Origin of the sequence: Microcoleus sp. D2_18a_B4 (assembly GCF_036702475.1) — a bacterium.
Classification (GTDB): Bacteria; Cyanobacteriota; Cyanobacteriia; order Cyanobacteriales; family Microcoleaceae; genus Microcoleus.
In genome coordinates, this window is record NZ_JAUBTL010000028.1 from 14,051 (window position 1) to 33,401 (window position 19,351).

The following is a 19,351-nucleotide window of genomic DNA, read 5'->3' on the forward strand; positions in this document are numbered from 1 at the left end:
ACTTTCGGCATAAAATAATCTGGGATGGTTATAGCATAAGACTTTTACCAAAAACCTTGATTTGGGCCATTCTGTTACAAAATAAATGCTCAAATCCTTGATCTATCTACAGTTGAAAATTTGGGTCTCATTTTTATTTTCCCAGAGTGACCAAAGATGGGTATCCCTCTTTTGTCACTTTCGGCATAAAATAATCTGGGATGGTTATAGCATAAGACTTTTACCAAAAACCTTGATTTGGGCCATTCTGTTAGAAAATAAATGCTCAAATCCTTGATCTATCTACAGTTGAAAATTTGGGTCTCATTTTTATTTTCCCAGAGTGACAAAAGAGGGTTACTGTTACCGCCAGTAATGAAATTCTGGCAACTCTGACTGGTATTAATAGCTGGCAAAAGTATAGTCATTTATAGACATGGGAGGCGTTAAGTCCCTCCCCTTTCACTTTTGCTTTGAGCGGATCGACCCGCCTCGGCTGAACTACGCAGCTCCCTATCAAGAAAGCTGAAGGCATTTGGGATTGCTTTTCTGAGGATATTGTACGCTGCATTCACATCGGAATTAATTAGCTGACCACTCGACGTTTTGTACAAGCCCCGCTTAATCCGTTTACCAGTAAACACAGGCTCTTTTTCTGTTTTTCCATAAACAGGAATTGGGTCTAAACCTAAAAAACTGGATCGGGATGTGTAGGATTCTTCCTGCACAATTACTGTGATTCCCGCCAACCGAGCTTTGTACTCCAACATTTCAATTAATCGAGAGTGAGGAATACTAACAAAGTTTTGATTGGTTTGCTTCCCTAACTCGATTTCTGTTTTCCACTGCGCGTTCTTGCCAATTACTAGCGTCCCAATCTGCTTGGTGAGCAAAAGGTTAATAATTAGACGGCTAGCATGATGTAAGTAATTATCAACTTTTTGATGGCGACAGCGAGTTAAGCGCGCTCATCCGGGGCGAAGTTTTGCGATTCCCTTTTAACTGGGATTGCAATCGTGCTTGACGCTTATTGTAGAACTGGTTAATCGATTTCAATGGTCGCCCGTTAATCAACAAAGGGATAAATCCCGGTTGATTTGAAGTTAACGCCACTAAATTATCCAGTCCCAAATCAATACTAGCTACAGAGTTGGCATTGCCAAGGGTGGACTCCGCTTCATCATAAATCACCTCAATTACATAGGAATCACATTTCGGAACCAGTCTAACTTGACAAATCTGGTTGGGATTGAGTTGGGTTTTAATTGAAAGTTCAGTGCCGGAAAGTTTAATGATTCCTTTCTTCAACTGTTTGCTGCTAATTGCTTGAATCGTGTAGACGAGAAGGTTTCGCCCTTTAGTCTTATCTTTGTACTTTGGCAATTTTGGGCGACCCGTGAATCTTGAAGAGTCAGCTTTGTAAGCTTTAACGGCTTCAAAAAACGATTTCCAATTCTTGTCTAGCACCATCAAGATTTGCTGACTAACTTTAGCAGGCAAAGCCTTGTAGGCTTCATGAGACTTCATCAATCGGTTCATTTCGTTATAACTGACATAACCCCATCCATAAATAAAGCTCTGACGAATGACGTAATTGGCGGCATTGTAGAGGTTTTTGGACTTGAAAGCTAGTTCGTCAATTTGGGCGAAACGATGTTCCGTGGATTTAATGATGTGCCTCTCTGTTAGCTGCATTTGAGACTTCCCTTCTTTGGGCTGTGCGTATTTCTTGTTCAACACTCATAGCGATATGATACCATTCTTGTTTATAATTGCTTATAAACTCAACGAAGTTTTACAATACCACTACCCTCACGGCTGCTGATTTCTTAGCGGTCTAGGATTATAGCCTGTTTAGGTGATTGGTCATGCGATCCCGTTTGAGATCAAAAGAAAACGGGATTGCATTTTCGTGCATACAGCTATTTTAAGAATTTGATATTTGAAAACTGGATGCGATTGAATTAGTGGGTTCGATCGCTGCTACCTAGATCAGCCGCTTTTTCTACTGCTTCCCGTGCTGGCGTAACTGCTTCGCCCACGTTATCTTTTACCGATTCTACAAATTTTTTGGTACTGGGGGCAATGGGTTGATCGAGATTCAGCTTTTCTCGGATATTGTCAAGTACACCACTGGCATCCTTCTCTGTATCGCTTGTTGGCTGCCGATCGGGACGGGCAACTTCGTAAGACGTAGCTTCTGGGGTTAAATGTGTAGCGATCGCTTGCATTTTGTTGCCAGAAAATTCCAATTCTGAGGTAAAAATTAGCGCTATTCCTACAGCAAAGATTATTCCTACTCGCAGGCAACTTGTAACTAAGCGCGATGTAAACTTTTTCATTGAAATACTCTGTTTTTTCTGTGACTACTGTTATACAGAATAATGGCTGTTGTTGGTTGGCAAATCTATCTAAAGATAGGACTTGGTGTCAATTTATGGTGTTAGCATCCTTCCCAAATCAACCTCAACAAAAAAGTTTTTGGCGCAGCAGCGCCAACAGGCGATCGATCGCAACTACGAACTCAAGAAAGGTACATTTACTACTTCCCCTGACACCGATCCGACTTGCACTTTCAGCCCTTCGCCGCCCGCTTTTGTGCGGATGTAAGCAAGACCAAAAAAGCCGCATTCAGTTTCCGTAAAACTGGTGAGTTTGCCGACTTTTTCTTCTCCGATGGTGACTGCTGTTCCGGGTTCAACCGCACCGCTCAAATGCACGCCCCAAAGTTGCTGTTTGACTCCTTTGTAGGTGTTCAACCGGGCAATTGTTTCTTGACCGATGTAGCAGCCTTTGTCATAGGTAATCGTGTGTAAAAGGCGGGCTTCTAGGGGGTTGTAATCGTCTGTGAGTTCAAAATCGGGGGCGGGGCGTCCTTGTTCGATTCGCAGTTGTTCCCAAACTCGATCGCCCATCGGTACGGCCCCAGCTTTGACTAATTCCTGCCACAAGTTGGCTGCACCGCTTGCGCGCGCAATTAACGTGTATCCGGGAGTTGCTAAACCGCTACCAACCGCAACTCGAACCCCCCCTTCATCCCCCCCTTGGTAAGGGGGGGAAAGAGGGGGGGTTTTTATCAATTTGTGAGTAGCGTAAGGTTGATTTTCGAGTTCGGTAACTCCGATTTTTTCTAGTAGTTGAGTGCTTTCCGGGCCGAGGACACTGAAAGCAACAGTTGTATCGGTTAAATCTGTTAACTCGACGCGATCCATTGGGAAAATATAGCGATCGAGCAATTCCAGTAGTTGGCGGCGGCGGTTGGCTGAAACTAGCAGCAGTACGGCATCTTCTGTAGCGTAAGCGGTGGCGAGGTCGATCGTCCGGGCCGTGGATGTGACGAAAACGGTGTCGCAACCTTGACCGGGTTTGAGTATATTGAAGTTATTGGTACTTTGATTGTGCAAGAACCGCAGGCGATCGCTGTCTGAGATTTGAATGCGTCCCCAGTGAGTGCGATCGTACAAAGCCACACCTTGTTTAGTTGCTGCGATCGCTTGTGCGTCGTTACCAAAACTGACTGGCACAATTTCTTTGGTTGTTAACTCTGCAAAAGTAGCACCGGCTGCTGCTTGAATTTCGTGCAATTCTTGAATCATAAGATTTTGTTGACTGTTAATTGTTGGCTGTTGACTGTTAACTAACTGATGACTGTTGACTGTTAACTGTTGACTGTTAACTGTTCGCTGTTGGCTGGAAAGCTCACCACTGACAACGGACAACTGACAACTGTCAACTGTCAACTGACAACTGACTATTTACCCAAATTGGCGAATATTTCTTGTATTAATTGGCGGGCTTTAGCATCAAGACGATTCCAATCTACATCGCCAGTCTCATCATCAATCAAGCTAGTATCAATTACAACTTCTTGGCTTTGGATTTGACTGTGGGCGGGCTGGTAGTTGACAAAGCAGACTCGATAGCAAAGTTCCCAAATATCGATACATCTTTGCTCGCCTTGAAGCTCTAAAAGTAGTTGATAGCCCGGAATGGGAATCTGCACTTCTTGATAAGTACCCGTCCAAACTGACTCCTCTAATTGTTTGCGGATGTTGTCGATCACTCGGATCATCGCTGGCTGCATGAGCAGTTCAGCTTGCTGCCACGCGATCGGGCTAGTTATTTTAGGCTTCATATACAGGGTTCTAAAAAAGAAAATCAATAAATTAATTTTCTAGCATTGGGTGCCAACTTTTGAGACATCCGCCCCAGAATGTTAAATTTAGTCTTGACAACTCCCTGTCCTAAAGGAGCAGGGATTCTTGGTTCATTGGGACTACTCATGTAGCTTGCCCTCCCCAAAATTCACTGCGATTTGCCCAACCGCTGTATATCCACGCTGCAATACTACTTGCGCGGCTGCAACATCTCGATTTGTTTCATAGCCACAGGTTTGACATTTATGCACTCGTTGGGATAACTCTTTTTTACCTGTATGGGTTTGACATAATGGGCAGGTTTGACTTGTTCCGTTGGGGTCTACTTTTGCGAAGTATGCACCTCGCTTAAAGCAAACATGGCTCAATATATTCAGGAACTGACCAAACCCTGCATCAAGCGTGTGCTTGCTCAGCCTTCCGGCTGACATTGCTTTGAGGTTCAAATCCTCAGCAAATACTGTGTGGGCTGCGTTGCATAAATGATGAGCGGTCTTGAAATGAAAGTATGAGCGACTGTTCGAGATGTATTCGTGGTGCTTCGCTATTTGGTGATGAATTTGACGAAACTTTCTAGAGCCTTTTTTCTTACGCTTGAGTTGACGTTGCAGCAATTTCAGCTTGCGTTGTCCATCCACAAAGAATCGAGGTCTATCAATCAATTCACCATCAGAAGTTGCCAAAAAATGTTTTAACCCTAAATCAATCCCTAATCCATGTCCTGAAGGTGAGGCTTGAGGTACTTTGATATCACATTGCAAAGTGAGCATGACATAGTAGCCAGAAGCCCTCTTAATAACGCGAATTTGCTTGACATCAAACCCTTGAGGAATTGGACGCGACAGGTGCATTTTAACTAACCCAATCTTGGGTAGGTTGACCCAATCGGCACCATCAAACCGTTTAACGGATTCTAGATTCAATTGAGGAAACACTACGGAGCGCATCCGCTTTTTGAATCTAGGAAAACCGTGTCCTCGTTCCCACATCGCCACAAACGCTGCCTCTAATTGGCGCAACGCCTGTTGCAAGACATGGGTGTGAGGCAATTTCAACTCAGGAATTAACTTCTTTGCTTGGGCTAATGATTTGCATTGGCCCGCAAAGGTTGGACGCGGTGCCTCAGCAGGGATAATGTATTCCTGCTTAATGCTGCACGAGTTGATATCACACTTACGAGAATTAACCCAATCTTTTCGTTCTCGCAATGCAAAGTTATAGACCTTGCGGCAAATATTGAGCCACTGGTCGAAAGTTTGGCGTTGCGTATCGGTAGGAATGAGCTTGTACTCGTAGGTGAGATTTAACATAAAACAATTGTAGAGCAAGTCTGAACAAACAGCACTGCATTTATTCAAAATCCTCTTCGGAGAAATTCAGAACCGAAAGTCCCCCTAAAAGGGGGAGGCTTGTATCCCATTGTTTTCTGTCACCCAATTCAACAGTCAACCCCCAACAGCAACAGCCGTTCTCGGCTTGACGGCTAAAAACGGCTGAAACTGTTGATATTGAGTTATCGGATGGGTAATGTAGGATTTGAACCTACGGCATCCTGCGTGTAAAGCAGGCGCTCTACCACTGAGCTAATCACCCAATTGCACTCACCGGGATTTATCATATCACAGTAACTCAGAAAGATCAAGTAAAAAAAATCCTAAACTTTAAATGCCCTCTGGCCGCACCCACGATCAAATAACCATGTGGAGTTTGCCCTTGGTGGCAGGCCTCACCTTTGGCCAGACGAGCAGCAGCAACCTGACTTTGCTCGTTTCCGGCAGTTTCTTATTCGGCGGGCTGATGTTTGGCCCCGACTTGGATATCTACTCCTGCCAGTATCAGCGCTGGGGATGGTTCAAACCGATTTGGCTCCCGTACCAAAAAAGCCTGCGCCACCGCTCTTTTTTGTCCCACGGCCCTCTGATCGGCACTGCTTTGCGAATCTTGTACCTTGCTATCTGGATCGCGGTTCTCGGCATCGTGGGATTGGCAATTGCCGAAAAAGTCGGAAACTTCGGCTGGAATTGGCAGGATGTGGTTTTGAGTTACGGGCGATCGATCTGGGAACACCACATCGAAATTTTAGCCGTTTACATCGGTCTAGAATTGGGCGCTATGAGCCACTATCTGAGCGATTGGGGCGGCTCTGCTTACAAAAGATTCAAAAAGAAAGGATTGAGCGGGTGGCGCCCTCCTCAGACAATTAAGAGGCGAAAAATCACAGCTCCCACTCGCACATCTAGCAAATCCATAGCAGAAGGAAGAAGGAAGAAGGAAGAAGGAAGAAGGAAGAAGTAATAAAATCAATGGTTGGAGCCATTAACAACGTTATAACTGTCTTGGCGGTTGATATAAAAGGTAAATTATTATGTCTAATTCTGAAAGTCGATCGCTCACAGCACTCAAAGAACTTATAGAAGTTGTGGCTAAATTGCGATCGCCCGACGGCGGATGTCCCTGGGATTTAGCTCAAACTCCCCAAACTCTAATTCCTCACATAATCGAAGAAGCTTATGAAACCGCCGACGCGATTCGCAAAGGAGATAAAGATGCGATCGTCGAAGAATTGGGCGACTTACTGTTACAGGTAATTCTGCAAGCTCAAATTGCCAGCGAATCCAATCAGTTTACCTTCGCCGAAATCGCTGCAGGCATAACAGAAAAACTAATTCGGCGACATCCCCACGTCTTCGGCGATGTCGAAATCAACAGCGTCGATGAAGTCAACGAAAACTGGGAAAAAATCAAAGCAGCAGAAAAAGGCACAACTTCGGAAAAGCCCGCAACTTTAGCCTCGAAAATGAGCCGTTATGCCAGCACTTTGCCGCCGATCACCGCCGGGATGAAAATCTCTCAAAAAGCTGCGGAAGTGAGTTTTGATTGGGACAGTGTAGACGGCGTTTGGGATAAATTGCACGAAGAAATGGCAGAATTTGAACACGCTCTCAAACACGAGGATAAGGCAGCGCAGCAGTCAGAATTGGGAGATATTATGTTTGTGTTGATTCAATTAGCTCGCTGGTACGATTTAGATCCGTCGGCTGCTTTGCAAGGAACAAACGATCGCTTCGTGCAGCGGTTTGCTATGGTGGAGGCTGCGTGCGATCGACCTTTGTCAGATTATGCCCCAGAAGAGTTAGAATCTCTGTGGCAGCAAGCTAAAGCTTTAATTGCTAAACAAAAGGGCGATGCGTAATATCAAATCCGTTGGTATCAGAATGATTAATCTCTCTCTTCTCTAACTCTGCGCCCTCTGCGCCCTCTGCGGTTAAAAACTCCCAATCTAACTAATTTTCTTTAATCAGATATCAAAAATCAACTACTCGTAGAGCTTCGCGTCATTGTACGGCGGATGTTCGCACGCGATGTAAAGCGCATTTGTCGGTTCCAGGGCCTCTCCTGTCACCGGATCGATCGGCTTGAGGACAAAGCATAACAGACTGAGCGATCGCCAATCCAAATTATCTAGCTTCCCACGTTCGTAACGGTTGACTGTTGCGGCACTTATACCCACATCTTTGGGTACGGGTTGATTTGTAGCTGTGAACAGCGCCTCTTCATATCCCTTTGTTCTGAACTCTGTTTCGCTGACCAAAAAACTGGGTACAAGCCTCGCCCTTCTAGGGCGACTTTAGTTAAGAGTTGTGAATAAGCGCTACAACCTTTGTTCACGACACTATAATCAGTGTAGGAGGATAAAGCAAGTGTTAAATCTCAGCTACGAATTCAAATTGAAGCCAACACCAGCGCAAGCAGTCGTTTTTGAAGACTGGCTAGAACAATGTCGTCGCGTCTACAACTACGGGCTAGCAGAGCGCAAGCATTGGTTTCAATCTCGTAGTTGCCAAGTTAACGCTTGTTCTATTCGTTCCGAATTTATCATTTCAGCCGAAGCAAAGCGACCCACCTACGCTAGTCAGTGCAAAAGCTTAACCGCAGCCAGGGCAAGTATCCCCGCTTTAGGTGAGGTTCAGGTACACGTTCTACAGCAAACGCTAAGACGGCTGGAAAAAGCATTTGTCAGTATGTGGGAACAGAAACACGGATTTCCTCGCTTTAAGAAAGCGGGAGCAATGCGGTCTTTTGTATTCCCACAACTGGGCGTCAATCCTGTCAAAAATGGAACACTGAAACTACCTAAAATTGGTTTAGTAAGGTTTCGCCAATCGCGTCCTATCCCGGACGGCGCAACAATCAAACAGGCAAGAATAGTTAACAGGGCTAGTGGCTGGTACGTAATGCTAACCCTGCAATGGGATGTCCCAGTACCGTCGGTCATGCCACACAGTGAAGCGCTAGGAGTTGATGTCGGATTAACTAATTTCATAGCAACTTCTAACGGTCTTTTAGTCAAGCGCCAAAAGTTTTTCCTCGACGCAGAACGCAAGCTTAAATTGCTGCAACAAGGTGTCAGCAGGAAAAAGTTAGGTTCAAATAACTGGAAAAAGGCTCAGAAGAAAGTTGCCAAACTGCATGAGTACATTGCTAACTGTCGTAAAGACTGGCACTGGAAATTGTCTCACCAACTTTGCAAAGATGCAGGGATGATTTTTGTGGAAGACTTAAACCTAGTCGGATTGTCTAGAGCAATGCTCGGCAAGCATTGCTTAGATGCAAGTTGGGGTCAGTTTTTTACAATATTAGAGCAAGCCTGTTTCAAAAATGGTGTGTACTTCCAGAAAGTAAGCGCTCACAAAACCAGTCAAATTTGTCCTAGCTGTGGCGTCGAAACGGGTAAAAAAGGATTGTCGGAGCGCACTCACTCTTGCTCAAATTGTGGCTACACAACCGATAGGGATGTTGCCGCTGCACAAGTAGTTCTTATTAGAGGACTTGCAGCCGTAGGGCATACGGTCAAGATGCTTTCAGAGGGGAAACTCGTCGGAGTCCCTGTGAAGAAAGAATGCTCGCACCTTTAGGTCGAGGAGTGTCAACATTTCTGTTTCAATAATTGACCAGCCCCGAATATCTCTAGCTGCTTTCAGAAGTTTGCCCAATCTACCGCGTCCCGTATCCGTAAATCGCACAGGGCGCAGTTTTTCCCGATCGACGACAGCCTTAAAGTCAAGAAATCCGGGCATTTTACAGATCCAATTTAACTATTAAGTCAATCCTACGCCTCGACGTTGGGGTTCCAAAATTCAGTTCCGATCAACAGTAAGTCTTCTAGAGTAACCAACCGCTTTTCAACCGGGTGAACTGGTTCGAGAACATCGAGGAACAGCCACAAAAGATCGGGTGCAGGCTTGTTGTAATAGCCATTTTCGATTCTCGAAATGCCTGCAATGCTGACCCCCAAAACTTTTGGCAAAGGCTCTCCCCCTAGATTATAAAATTGAGCCTCATACTGCTTGGTCTTTTCGCTCAGTTCGTGAACGCTCCACCCCCTAGCTTCCCGCCACGATCGCAGGAATTTACCCAACCGCCGCAGCCCGGTGTCAGTAAATCTTCGTCTTAAGTATTCTTTTTCTGGCTTAGCTTCTGCTACCACCATCAGTCATCACCTATCTGCAAATAATCTAGTCGTAGAGCTTCGCATCGTTGTAGGGCGGATGTTCGCACGCGATGTAAAGCGCATTTGTCGGTTCCAGGGCCTCTCCTGTCACCGGATCGATCGGCTTGAGGACAAAGCATAACAGACTGAGCGATCGCCAATCCAAATTATCCAGCTTCCCACGTTCGTAACGGTTGACTGTTGCGGCACTGATACCCACATCTTTGGGTACGGGTTGATTTGTCGCTGTGAACAGCGCCTCTTCGTACCCCCTTGTTTTGAACTGTGTTTCGCTAACAGACCAACCTATTGTCTGTCTTGCAGCCTTTAACATCTTGCCCAAACGCATCCGCCCCGTCTCCGTGAAGCGAACGGGACGCAATTCCTGCCGATTGTCTACCACAGCGTTGTTAGAGAGTGCTGACATTTTTTCCACCTACATTAACTCTCAAACTAGCACAGCATCAATGATTGAGGGTTGTACGAACAACATCTGAGCTGAAGAAGTTTAAATTAACTTTATTTCACAAATGCAATAAGAGTCTGATATAGTAATATGTAATTGACTCTAAACCGAACTTGCCTCTCAAGCCCTGAGTATACAGCCATGACAGCACTGTTTCGCCGCATCCAGCCCTCGAAAAAGCTCCGCATCACCGTCAGGTCGTAGGCGTAAGCCGGGGCGTAGCCATCGCCCAACTGCTCAAAATCAGCCCAAACCTGATTAAGCGAGTCGAATCATGGGCTTTCGTGGTTTTTGTCCACCATCGGGATAGAGGCGGCTTGTTTGTCAGCTACCGCAGGCTGGAAGAATGGCAAAATGCGATCGCCCATCATATCCAAACCTGCCCCACCCTTGGAGAACTCTCGCAGATCAAAACATCCATTCACTACGACAGCCGGAAATTCAAAAAACAATTTCTCCCCAACACCCTTGACTTTTTAAATCAAATGTGCATTGACAAACAAGACGAACTCAACATCTGGGAAAGCTTAAACAGCATTGCTTCCTAGCAGAAATCAAGCAGATTTCCTAACACTAGCAACCGCACCCAACCGTGAGGACGCTGTTAATTGCTCAAACCCTTGCCTTTGATTCTGTCAACTGTCAACTGTCAACTGTCAACTGTCAACTGTCAACTGTCAACTCTTCCTTGCCAAAAAACAGAAGCGAAACATTTGCGAGCAATTGCGAGATAAAATCACCCCAAAAATCACCCGCGAATGATCCGCCACATTCATGAAAGCAATCACCAAAGCAATTAAGACATTGCCTGAGCGATATAATCAAAATAAGGAGCTGCTTCCTTAGCATCATCCTGATTGAGCAAAGCCAAAGAAGCTTCCTTCAAACAGCGGATAGCTTCGACCATGCCAGGAACAGGAACGCCGAGAGAATTATACATTTCCCGAACGCCAATCAAACCGATGCTTTCGATCGGCTCCTTGTCACCCGCCAAGATACCGTAGGTAATCAGGCGCAAGTACCAGCCGTAGTCGCGCAGACACAAAGCCCGTTCGCGTTGGCCGTAAGCATTACCTCCGGGGGAGATAAAGTCAGGGCGTTTTTTCCAAAGTTTTTTGCTAGCTTCTTCAACAATTTTTTTCTCACTGTCAGACAGCGCAGTAGCAATACGCACCCGCTGTTCTCCGGTTTTAAAAAAATCTTTGATGCTTTGAAGTTCGCCGGTACTGGGATAGCGAAGTTCGTCGTCGGCTTGGAGAATTAGTTGGCTAACTACGCTCATTGTTATTCAAAAAAATTGAGGATATTTGAGAGTAAGATTAATTGACATTCTCATCCCTTAAAGACGAGATTCTTGGTTGGGCGATTTACTTTGCTTCTAACATTTATCAACATTAGAAGTAGCGGGTAAATCTCCGCAAACGTTATGCTTGATGTTCAAGCCAGTTTCCCTGTGTTCCAGGGTACTGCGGGAAAAACTCAAAAACTGCGAGTGAGAGTTTTGATGTCGGCAGACACTTTGACTGTTTAACGAGTTTTTGCTAGCTCGCCCCAACAGCATATCGCACAGGATCGATCGAGACAACTCACGGCAGGCTTGACTTGCAGGTTGAAGCTTGGCTTTAGCAGCAAGACGTTCAGCAGCAGGAATACAGCCTGCTATTGAGCTTGAGTGCGATGGATGGAGCCCCGCTTCGCTACGACTTATCTCAGGAAAGAGAGAGCGATATTGCATTACCATATTAAATCCTACCACGACTACTTGTGACCAAATCTAAATTCCCCACCCCAAACTCGACGAAATTGGCAAACCCTTGCCAGCAAGGTCAACTGATTGAGATAGAGATTACCGACTTGACAGACACCGGCGACGGAGTTGGTCGTTTTGGTGAGTTAGTAGTGTTTGTGCCCGATACCGTGACGGGCGATCGAGTCCTTGTCCGCCTCGTGCAAGTCAAATCCACCTATGCTACAGGCAAGCTGGACACACTTCTGGAAACCTCCGAACACCGCATTCGAGCTAACTGCATTGTCGCCGACAAGTGCGGCGGTTGTCAGTGGCAGCACGTAGATTATCAATATCAGCTTGCAGCCAAGCAAAATCAAATCATTCAAGCCTTAGAACGGATTGGCGGATTTAGCAATCCCCAAGTGGATGAAATTTTAACGGGAAAAATCGAGGGATTTCCCCAATTTTTGGGATACCGCAACAAAGCGACTTATCCCGTGGCAATATCTGCAACAGGTCAAGTCCAAGCAGGTTACTATCAAAAAAGCACCCACAAATTAGTCAATCTCAATCAGTGTCCGGTGCAAGATCCGCGCCTCAATCCTTTGTTAAAAGAGGTCAAAGAAGACATCCACTGGCGGGATTGGCAAGTCTACGACGAAAAGAAACATACAGGAGAATTGCGTCATTTGTCCTTGCGGATCGGACGGCGCACGGGCGAGATGCTGCTAACTTTAATAGTTCGCACTGGAGAGTTGCCGGGACTAGAAGAGCAAGCATCAGAGTGGCTGAAACAATATCCTCAATTGGTAGGTGTTTGTTTGAATATCAATCCCGCTCAAACTAATGTGATTTTTGGGACGGAAACTCGCTGCATTGCGGGTCGTTCTTATCTGCGAGAAAGTTTTGCTGGTTTGAAATTTCAGCTAAGAGCAGATACTTTTTTTCAGGTTAATACTGAGGCGGCTGAAGCGTTGTTAGAGGTGATGGTAGGGGAATTGAATTTGCAGGGAAACGAGATTTTGGTTGACGCTTACTGCGGAATTGGTACTTTTACTTTACCCCTGGCAAAACAAGTAAAAATAGCGATAGGTTTAGAAGTGCAACCGGCGGCGATCGAACAAGCCCAATTAAATGCTGAGTTAAATGATGTGAGAAATGTCGATTTTCATGCGGGAACTGTAGAGAGTTTGCTGCCTTCCTTGGGATTGACACCGGATATTGTGCTGCTAGATCCGCCGAGGAAAGGGTGCGATCGCGCGGTTTTGGAAGCTATCAAGGAAATCAAACCAAATCGCATTGTTTATGTTAGCTGCAAGCCTGCTACTTTGGCTCGCGACCTCAAGATTTTGTGCGAAAATGGGGATTATAAGTTAGCGCGAGTGCAGCCGGCGGATTTCTTTCCTCAGACTTCTCATGTTGAGTGTGCGGCGTTTTTGGTGCGGTAGCTTAAGGCGATCATTGTTTAGTTAAATTCAATCATCAGCATCGGCGAAGAGGGCGGATAAATCTCGATAACCACTGACAACTCGAAAGATTTCTACATTTTGTCCGATCGGCATATAGAGGATGAGATAGTGGTCTATGGAGAGACTGAGCAAGGGTAAAATTTCGTCTCTTTGTCGTCCAATATTTGGAAATTGAGCAATTTTGGCGAATTTAGCGTCAAGATTGCTTAAAAATTGATCGGCTCGATCGAGTCCCGATCGACTAGCGATGTAGTCTGCAATTTGCCCGATGTCTTGAATTGCGGGTTGAGTGAGGCGAAATTTTGGACTCATGTTTCTTTTGAACTGTAACGCGATCGCAAATTAGCTCGAATTTGTGCCATTGCGGTTGCACCGTCTACGACTTCACCGCGTTGGGATGCTTGCTGACCAATCAGTGCGTCTTGTTGGAGTTCTTGCAGTCGTCCTTGATAAATATCTTGCTGTTGTTCGAGTAGTTTAATGGCTGCAAGGATAACGTCGATCGCGCTGTTGTATTTGCCGCTGGTGAGTTGGCGCTGCACGAGGGCTTCGACTTCAGGAGGCAAAACAATTTGCATGGTGTTCCAGATGAGGGGTGTTGATTCTATTGTAGGCGATTCCCTACGGGATAGCGGCCCTTCACGCCCTTCAGTTAGATTAATTTGTTGAGGGGCGATCTTTTGTATCCATGTCTTCTGTCATTGTTGGCTCTGAAAGCGAAGGTAATGTTAGTTGAAGGTGAATGTCAATTGTTATTGAATGACTTTGATTGTTCAAACTTATATTAACTATATTTACTAATGGAGATAGGGGTAAATAATTGTTTGAGTGAGATTTAACAGAGGGCATAGTTTTATATCCCGCTTCCTCTAGCCAGTTATGAATATTTCTCCAGTTGCTTACCTTTTCGTTAGGTACATCTGTAATTTTTTTGAAGTATTGATATAAAGTTTTAGATACATAAACCTCAACACCTTTACGACTTTGATGGAGTTGGCTAGCTATTTCAGCAGGACTGTGGCCGCAGAGCAAACCTCGGAGAAAAAGCTTTTCCCGTTCTGTAAGTCCCTTTCTCGCACGAGGAGAGACTTGCCACTTGGCTTCTGCCATAGCTTTGTAGAGCCTTTCCAAGTCCCAGTTATTCGCAGCCTCGGCAAACATCTCGTCGTTGGATGTCATCGCAGTATGTCTCGCTTAGTTGATAGCTATAGCCTAACTAAAGTTATAGCTTTGGCTAGTTGCTATCTGAGTATACTGAGTTTATCATCGTAATAGCTACTCAAGTTCAGCTTCTTTGGACTAAGAAGGCATCATACCACCCAAAGCTTGACTAACTAACGCTTTCAGGCTAGGGACTCTTAAAGAGATTTAGGGTAAAAAAGGCATTAAGGAACCGTTAGCTTGACAGAGTAAGCTTTCAGAGTTCTTGCCAATTGGCAATATCTTCAGATTTTGTTACTTAATTAAGTCAAGATTAATTGCTGCCTTTGCCGGAAATACTAAGTTAGGAGTAGCTCAAGCTGTTTTTCACGTGTTAAGCAAATGCCAAATGATTTTGACGATATAGTCGATGGAATTACGGAAGGAGTAATTAGTGCTGCTGCTAGAGGCGTTGGCCGATCAATTGCAAATATGGCAGAAAGAGCCTTTAACGCTCAAGAAGAAGATGAGTTTGTAGAAATCGATTCAGATGGTGTAGTTCGTCCACTCCCACCCAATCAATCTCCAAAAGGAGTGGCACTGCGCGATCCGAAAGGTGAGTATTAGTTGCCTAGCCTCAAAAGTAGTTATTAAACAATAAATAATGACAAATATTGCTATTAATCGTGGACTTATATTTCTCGGAAATGATTTATCTAGAGATAGGATGGCTGTTGAGAGTGAGAAAATTAAGCGCTACTATCCACAGTTTGCTTTTAAAGCATCCAAAGGGTCTATCAAGGCTGTAGAGGGGTATTTAAAGACAGCGGACGAAAACTATTACCTAGTTAGCATAGAAATTTCTTTAGAATATCCTTACAAGATGCCATCGATTAAGTTGCTTGAAAGAACCATTGAACCTGATTGTCCTCACAGATATCCGATGAGTGGCAATTTATGTGTGATGAAGCCAGAGCAATGGACTTCAAACTATTCATTGGCATATATGGTATCTAAGGCTGCAATCTGGGTCAACAAATATGATGTTTGGCAACGTACTAAAAAGTGGCCAGGAAAAGAGCAAGCACACTAATGAAAGATCAAAATTATTCACTTGAGTTTGATAGAATTAGCTATCTACTTAATCCAGAAAATTTTTCAAATAAGCGGATCACTGTTGTGGGTTTAGGTAGCGGTGGCACACCAGCTTGCGATCACCTTGTAATGAATGGTATTCGGATTTGGGAACTTTACGATCCAGATACTCTGGAATCTGAAAATCTTGTCAAGCATCCTAGAATGCGTAAAGATTTAGGACGACTCAAAGTAGACATACAAAAGGAGTGGATAGAAGACAGAAATCCCAATGTAGAAGTTAAAACTTTTGCAGAGGATGTGATGCAATCTCCGAACTTTATTGAGTCGGTTCGTCGCTCGGATCTCGTTCTTTCTTGTTCAGATAAAAAGAGTGTCAGAGAGTTTGTCAGTGACCAGTGTGTGGCAGCGAAAGTTCCTTTTGTAACAGCATCCGTGTTTCGGACAGGCATAGGAGGTGAAATTTTTGGCTACATTCCAAGTCAAACTGGTTGTTACAAGTGTTTACAACTTTTCTCCGAACTCAATCAACTTGACTTATCAGACGATGCTTTAGGACTTACGGAAGATGAAGAAAGTAGAATTTACGGTCTTGATGAAAAAGAATTTCGTGCATCAGGACTATCAATTGATATCCAAATGATTGCATTGATTCAAGTTAGGATGGCTCTATCTATTTTGCTGAGAGAGTCAACTCAGTCAATGCCTACATTGAAAAGTAACTGGATTGTGTATGCCAATAGACCAGCCCCAGGAATATTTCGCAGTCATTTTGAAGCAAAGCAAATGCTTTTAAAACCTCAAAAAGTATGCTACTGCACTACTAGCAATCATCAATTGGAGGATTAGTATGTCGGGAGTTTTATCTTTGTTTGGAATAGGTAGAGCAGATGATAGGCATTCTAATCCAGACATATCAGTTGAAATTTTTGATACTGTTATTGCCCGAATAAGTCATGCAGTATCAGTTTCTAACCGTGAGGAAGGTGGAAAGTTTGTTGGAAAAATCAGTCAAAATCGCAATCAGATAAAAATTCGAGTAGAAACTTATATAGACTCTGGTCCTCGTGTCAATAACTCAGTAGGTCACTTGATGCCAGATGGTGAGTATCAAGAAGCAATGTTTCGCGTGTTGGAGAAATTTGACCAAGATATTCATTACCTGGGTTCTTGGCATACTCATCACTGCAATGGATTAGCAGAATTGAGTCAAGGTGACATTAGGGGTTACACAGAAACTGTGAACAGCCGTCAATATGATTTGGACTATTTCTTTGCTTTATTGATTACAGATTTGTATGGCGCGGAACTTCGGAAACGTTACTACCTATTTGTCAGAAGCCAAGAATATAAGGAGATTCCCGATTATGCGGTACATATTATTAAAGGAGCATCACCTTTAGAACAAATTTTGAAAAGTGCTGAAGAAGCTGCATTTTCTCATCGTAGAAGTCAAGCAAATTTCTATAGAGGTGCGTCTGAACATAGACCTCAGATGGAAGTAGCCGCAGATTTTATGCAAAAAATACGGAGTGAAGATCGAGGATGGATATTGAATAGCTTTCCTACGGCACAGACACTCGAAGCCAAAAAGGATGGATCTATATATTGGAGGTGGCTGATACCTTTAGATGATGGTGAGCTTAAGGTTCGTTATCAATATCCTAGCTATTCTTCCTCTAAGCCAGCACATCTAGAAATTATCTATGACAGCGAGGAAGTTATCTCGAAAAATATACTATTAAATTCTTCTCGGTTTGAGCAAATTGATAAATATTTAGCTCTGGCAATGGAGAAGGCGAAGTCAATAGCATTAAGAAACACAAAATGAAAAAATAGGGTAGAAGAGGAGTGCTCCCCTAGGCCCGAAATAACAAAAAGGGCGATCTGCCGTCTCTTGTCCCAAATCCATCCTTCGCTGCTACTTTAGCTTGCGTAAGTCAGGCAAGTCGGCATTTATGAGGACTTGTCAAAGCTCGATCGCCTTTCTCATCCCCAATCCCTGCATTGCGATCGATCTTTTCCATCCACATATCCCAAAAGCGATCGCCCTTATTTTATTTACTCGCGCACATATTCAACTTGTTAACATGATAACATATCAGCCGAACAGGTGTACGATCGTGAGAATATAAAAATTGGAGGAAGCCTAAATGGGAAAAAGTACAGAAGTGTCAGCCAAGCGACACGACCCAAATTACATACAGCTATCGGGAGATGTCCGAAAAGAACTAGGACTTCAGTTTAAAGCTGCGTGTACTCTGAAGCAGCTAAATATAGGAGAAGGGCTGGAAGAGGCGATAGAGATGTGGTTCCAGGCTCAGCAAGCCCCCTCATCCAGCAACACCAGCAAAAAGGGGGGCGAGTGAGAGATCCAGATCGAGAAAAAGAAGAGCTTGGCAATCCCATCAACGAACCCGTACAAGCGTATAACCTAAAAGAAGCGAAAAAGAAATGCCAACAGCTAGCAACTGAATATGAACGGTCTCTTGCAGATGTTCGGCCTGAAGGCAAAGCCTGGTTTCGCTGCTACTTTCAGTGAGGGAAAATCCATGAAAATTCGAGAATCAGTTGGTCAAAGTGTATGGAATCATTCTGAGGGTTGGTGCTGCGAGCCTCTTGACCCCATACCGCCCGGTCATATTGCCCTAGCCGTTGAAGCGATAGATATTAATCTTGTAGACTGGGATATCGAAGAAATTGGCGAAAAAGCAGGTTTTGATATTCAGTACAAATACACGGGAGTCAATGACCCGAAAGATTCATCTTTAGCTTGCGTAAGTCAGTTTGTGGGTATCTATGAAGACTTCTCAAAGCTCGATCGCGATTTGGAAGTTTTGATTGCAGCCGGCATCCCGCGTCATTTATTTAAAATACTGACTTCCAACGATGACATCGATTTGAAGCCTGTAACGCAATACCTCAAAGCAGTTTCCTAATGTTTTGGGTGTAGCGCAATTGTTCTTTTTCCCAAAGTGCGATCGCCCTTATTTTCCGAAAGTGCGATCGCACCTCTTCCATCCCTATCAATATAAGACTCAACCATTTACACCTACAACACTCAACTCATCAGACATTTCGGAATTATTGGTTTTATCAATTTTTGGTAACTGTTCACTATTCAAGAATTCTTCAAATAAATCAAAAAAGCGCTTCAGTGCATCTGCTTCATCCTCAGAATAAAAAAGAATAATCCGACTCCAAGATTGAGTATCTGCTTGGTTAAATCGATTTTCTATCCATTCTTGAAACTCCTCAAACTTTGTTTCTTGTTCTGTTACAGGGATGCCAAGTTGACGGCGCGCAAAGGTATAGCCGTCTATAAAAACATGGAGATGACTGAGCGATCGCTTCCCCAAGTATAAAGACGATCTTTGCTTAATTTTTTCTAGCAAATCATACAAATCTAACATTGTTTCATCTCCTTTCAGCTAAAATTCAATTTCCGCAATCTCAAAATTACCGCCCAGCTCGATCGCCAAACAATAAAATTTTCCCAACCACTCTTGTTTAGGAATTCCTTCATTGTGGATATTATCAAAAATTAGTTCCTCCCCATTTATTTTAACTGCAATAGCTTCATGCCGTCCATTTGTAGCAATATTTTGTCCGAGGTCATCATGGTAAATATTACCATATTTTCCCTTGGCACTGCCAGTGTAAATTTTTAGTTTTTTCCCCGAAATACCCCTGGTAATTAAAAACTCTTGGACGCTTAAAGCGCAAGCATTACATTCAAACAGCTTAAATTTACTAGCTATTTCTGAAATTTGTTGTCGTAATTCGTCATCGATCATGTTTAATTATTTGACCATCTCTTGGCGC

At 44.0% G+C, this 19,351-nt stretch carries 26 protein-coding genes, 1 tRNA gene and 1 pseudogene; 12 read left to right on the top strand and 16 right to left on the bottom strand.

Features of this window, described 5'->3' with window-relative positions; genetic code table 11:
* Positions 1-403 precede the first annotated feature (403 nt).
* From QUB04_RS17175 to QUB04_RS17200, 6 genes and pseudogenes are all read right to left on the bottom strand, one after another.
* Positions 404-1,674: pseudogene (locus tag QUB04_RS17175) on the bottom strand (RNA-guided endonuclease InsQ/TnpB family protein).
* A gap of 269 nt (positions 1,675-1,943) precedes the next feature.
* Positions 1,944-2,321: a hypothetical protein gene (locus QUB04_RS17180; protein WP_333286120.1), complete on the bottom strand. Its 378-nt coding sequence runs from the start codon at positions 2,319-2,321 to the stop codon at positions 1,944-1,946.
* 174 nt (positions 2,322-2,495) lie between these two features.
* Positions 2,496-3,575, bottom strand: a complete 1,080-nt coding sequence (gene ygfZ, locus QUB04_RS17185; RefSeq protein WP_333286228.1) for a CAF17-like 4Fe-4S cluster assembly/insertion protein YgfZ — start codon at positions 3,573-3,575, stop codon at positions 2,496-2,498.
* Positions 3,576-3,730: 155 nt separating this feature from the next.
* Positions 3,731-4,114: a hypothetical protein gene (locus tag QUB04_RS17190; protein ID WP_333286123.1), complete on the bottom strand. Its 384-nt coding sequence runs from the start codon at positions 4,112-4,114 to the stop codon at positions 3,731-3,733.
* Between the two features lie 141 nt (positions 4,115-4,255).
* Complete coding sequence (locus QUB04_RS17195) at positions 4,256-5,446, bottom strand: transposase (protein WP_333286125.1); 1,191 nt, start codon at positions 5,444-5,446, stop codon at positions 4,256-4,258.
* A gap of 211 nt (positions 5,447-5,657) precedes the next feature.
* A tRNA-Val gene (locus QUB04_RS17200) sits at positions 5,658-5,729 on the bottom strand.
* 72 nt (positions 5,730-5,801) lie between these two features.
* Between QUB04_RS17200 and QUB04_RS17205 the strand changes: the two genes are divergently transcribed.
* On the top strand, positions 5,802-6,431 hold the full coding sequence (locus tag QUB04_RS17205; RefSeq protein WP_333286127.1) for a metal-binding protein: 630 nt from the start codon (positions 5,802-5,804) through the stop codon (positions 6,429-6,431).
* Positions 6,432-6,501: 70 nt separating this feature from the next.
* Positions 6,502-7,329, top strand: coding sequence for a nucleoside triphosphate pyrophosphohydrolase (gene mazG / locus QUB04_RS17210; protein WP_333286129.1), 828 nt, complete (start codon positions 6,502-6,504; stop codon positions 7,327-7,329).
* A 123-nt stretch (positions 7,330-7,452) separates the two neighbouring features.
* Here the strand turns inward: mazG and QUB04_RS17215 are convergent, their stop codons facing one another.
* Positions 7,453-7,728 carry a helix-turn-helix transcriptional regulator gene (locus QUB04_RS17215; protein WP_333286131.1) on the bottom strand — a complete coding sequence of 92 codons (276 nt, stop codon included), beginning with the start codon at positions 7,726-7,728 and terminating at the stop codon, positions 7,453-7,455.
* Positions 7,729-7,837: 109 nt separating this feature from the next.
* Here QUB04_RS17215 and QUB04_RS17220 point away from each other — a divergent pair, with 109 nt between their 5' ends.
* Complete coding sequence (locus QUB04_RS17220) at positions 7,838-9,052, top strand: transposase (RefSeq protein WP_333286133.1); 1,215 nt, start codon at positions 7,838-7,840, stop codon at positions 9,050-9,052.
* Positions 9,053-9,246: 194 nt separating this feature from the next.
* On the opposite strand, the gene QUB04_RS17225 is transcribed toward QUB04_RS17220, so the two are convergent.
* Together QUB04_RS17225 and QUB04_RS17230 are read right to left on the bottom strand one after the other, a co-directional pair.
* A complete protein-coding gene (locus QUB04_RS17225; protein ID WP_333286135.1) occupies positions 9,247-9,627 on the bottom strand; it encodes a helix-turn-helix transcriptional regulator in 381 nt (126 codons plus the stop codon).
* Between the two features lie 25 nt (positions 9,628-9,652).
* Positions 9,653-10,054: a helix-turn-helix transcriptional regulator gene (locus tag QUB04_RS17230; protein ID WP_333108046.1), complete on the bottom strand. Its 402-nt coding sequence runs from the start codon at positions 10,052-10,054 to the stop codon at positions 9,653-9,655.
* Positions 10,055-10,377: 323 nt separating this feature from the next.
* On the opposite strand from QUB04_RS17230, the gene QUB04_RS17235 reads away from it, so the two are divergent.
* On the top strand, positions 10,378-10,641 hold the full coding sequence (locus QUB04_RS17235) for a hypothetical protein (RefSeq protein WP_333286137.1): 264 nt from the start codon (positions 10,378-10,380) through the stop codon (positions 10,639-10,641).
* 248 nt (positions 10,642-10,889) lie between these two features.
* On the opposite strand, the gene QUB04_RS17240 is transcribed toward QUB04_RS17235, so the two are convergent.
* Positions 10,890-11,375, bottom strand: a complete 486-nt coding sequence (locus tag QUB04_RS17240) for an allophycocyanin subunit alpha-B (protein WP_190746013.1) — start codon at positions 11,373-11,375, stop codon at positions 10,890-10,892.
* 96 nt (positions 11,376-11,471) lie between these two features.
* Positions 11,472-11,834, bottom strand: coding sequence for a hypothetical protein (locus QUB04_RS17245; RefSeq protein WP_333286139.1), 363 nt, complete (start codon positions 11,832-11,834; stop codon positions 11,472-11,474).
* A gap of 23 nt (positions 11,835-11,857) precedes the next feature.
* Between QUB04_RS17245 and rlmD the strand changes: the two genes are divergently transcribed.
* On the top strand, positions 11,858-13,270 hold the full coding sequence (gene rlmD / locus QUB04_RS17250) for a 23S rRNA (uracil(1939)-C(5))-methyltransferase RlmD (RefSeq protein WP_333286140.1): 1,413 nt from the start codon (positions 11,858-11,860) through the stop codon (positions 13,268-13,270).
* A 27-nt stretch (positions 13,271-13,297) separates the two neighbouring features.
* Here the strand turns inward: rlmD and QUB04_RS17255 are convergent, their stop codons facing one another.
* The 3 genes from QUB04_RS17255 to QUB04_RS17265 form a co-directional block, all read right to left on the bottom strand.
* The gene (locus QUB04_RS17255; RefSeq protein WP_333286142.1) at positions 13,298-13,603 is read right to left on the bottom strand and encodes a type II toxin-antitoxin system RelE/ParE family toxin; all 306 of its coding nucleotides are present in this window, start codon (positions 13,601-13,603) and stop codon (positions 13,298-13,300) included.
* Entirely contained in the window at positions 13,600-13,869 is a 270-nt protein-coding gene (locus QUB04_RS17260) for a type II toxin-antitoxin system ParD family antitoxin (protein ID WP_333243547.1), read from the bottom strand. Before QUB04_RS17260 ends, QUB04_RS17255 begins: the two co-directional genes overlap by 4 nt.
* A 79-nt stretch (positions 13,870-13,948) precedes the next feature.
* A complete protein-coding gene (locus QUB04_RS17265) occupies positions 13,949-14,470 on the bottom strand; it encodes a LuxR C-terminal-related transcriptional regulator (protein WP_333286144.1) in 522 nt (173 codons plus the stop codon).
* Between the two features lie 363 nt (positions 14,471-14,833).
* Between QUB04_RS17265 and QUB04_RS17270 the strand changes: the two genes are divergently transcribed.
* From QUB04_RS17270 to QUB04_RS17300, 7 genes are all read left to right on the top strand, one after another.
* Positions 14,834-15,058: a hypothetical protein gene (locus tag QUB04_RS17270; RefSeq protein WP_333286146.1), complete on the top strand. Its 225-nt coding sequence runs from the start codon at positions 14,834-14,836 to the stop codon at positions 15,056-15,058.
* 37 nt (positions 15,059-15,095) lie between these two features.
* A complete protein-coding gene (locus QUB04_RS17275) occupies positions 15,096-15,524 on the top strand; it encodes a hypothetical protein (RefSeq protein WP_333204980.1) in 429 nt (142 codons plus the stop codon).
* On the top strand, positions 15,524-16,375 hold the full coding sequence (locus QUB04_RS17280; RefSeq protein ID WP_333286148.1) for a ThiF family adenylyltransferase: 852 nt from the start codon (positions 15,524-15,526) through the stop codon (positions 16,373-16,375). The genes QUB04_RS17275 and QUB04_RS17280 overlap by 1 nt, the downstream gene beginning before the upstream one ends.
* Before the next feature lies 1 nt (position 16,376).
* On the top strand, positions 16,377-17,357 hold the full coding sequence (locus QUB04_RS17285; protein ID WP_333286150.1) for a hypothetical protein: 981 nt from the start codon (positions 16,377-16,379) through the stop codon (positions 17,355-17,357).
* Between the two features lie 322 nt (positions 17,358-17,679).
* Entirely contained in the window at positions 17,680-17,895 is a 216-nt protein-coding gene (locus QUB04_RS17290) for a hypothetical protein (RefSeq protein WP_333286152.1), read from the top strand.
* On the top strand, positions 17,892-18,068 hold the full coding sequence (locus tag QUB04_RS17295) for a hypothetical protein (protein ID WP_333248518.1): 177 nt from the start codon (positions 17,892-17,894) through the stop codon (positions 18,066-18,068). Before QUB04_RS17290 ends, QUB04_RS17295 begins: the two co-directional genes overlap by 4 nt.
* A gap of 10 nt (positions 18,069-18,078) precedes the next feature.
* Positions 18,079-18,465, top strand: coding sequence for a hypothetical protein (locus tag QUB04_RS17300; RefSeq protein ID WP_333286154.1), 387 nt, complete (start codon positions 18,079-18,081; stop codon positions 18,463-18,465).
* A gap of 99 nt (positions 18,466-18,564) precedes the next feature.
* Here the strand turns inward: QUB04_RS17300 and QUB04_RS17305 are convergent, their stop codons facing one another.
* The gene (locus tag QUB04_RS17305) at positions 18,565-18,939 is read right to left on the bottom strand and encodes a hypothetical protein (RefSeq protein ID WP_333105119.1); all 375 of its coding nucleotides are present in this window, start codon (positions 18,937-18,939) and stop codon (positions 18,565-18,567) included.
* An 18-nt stretch (positions 18,940-18,957) separates the two neighbouring features.
* A complete protein-coding gene (locus QUB04_RS17310) occupies positions 18,958-19,323 on the bottom strand; it encodes a papain fold toxin domain-containing protein (protein WP_333263911.1) in 366 nt (121 codons plus the stop codon).
* Positions 19,324-19,351: the final 28 nt, after the last annotated feature.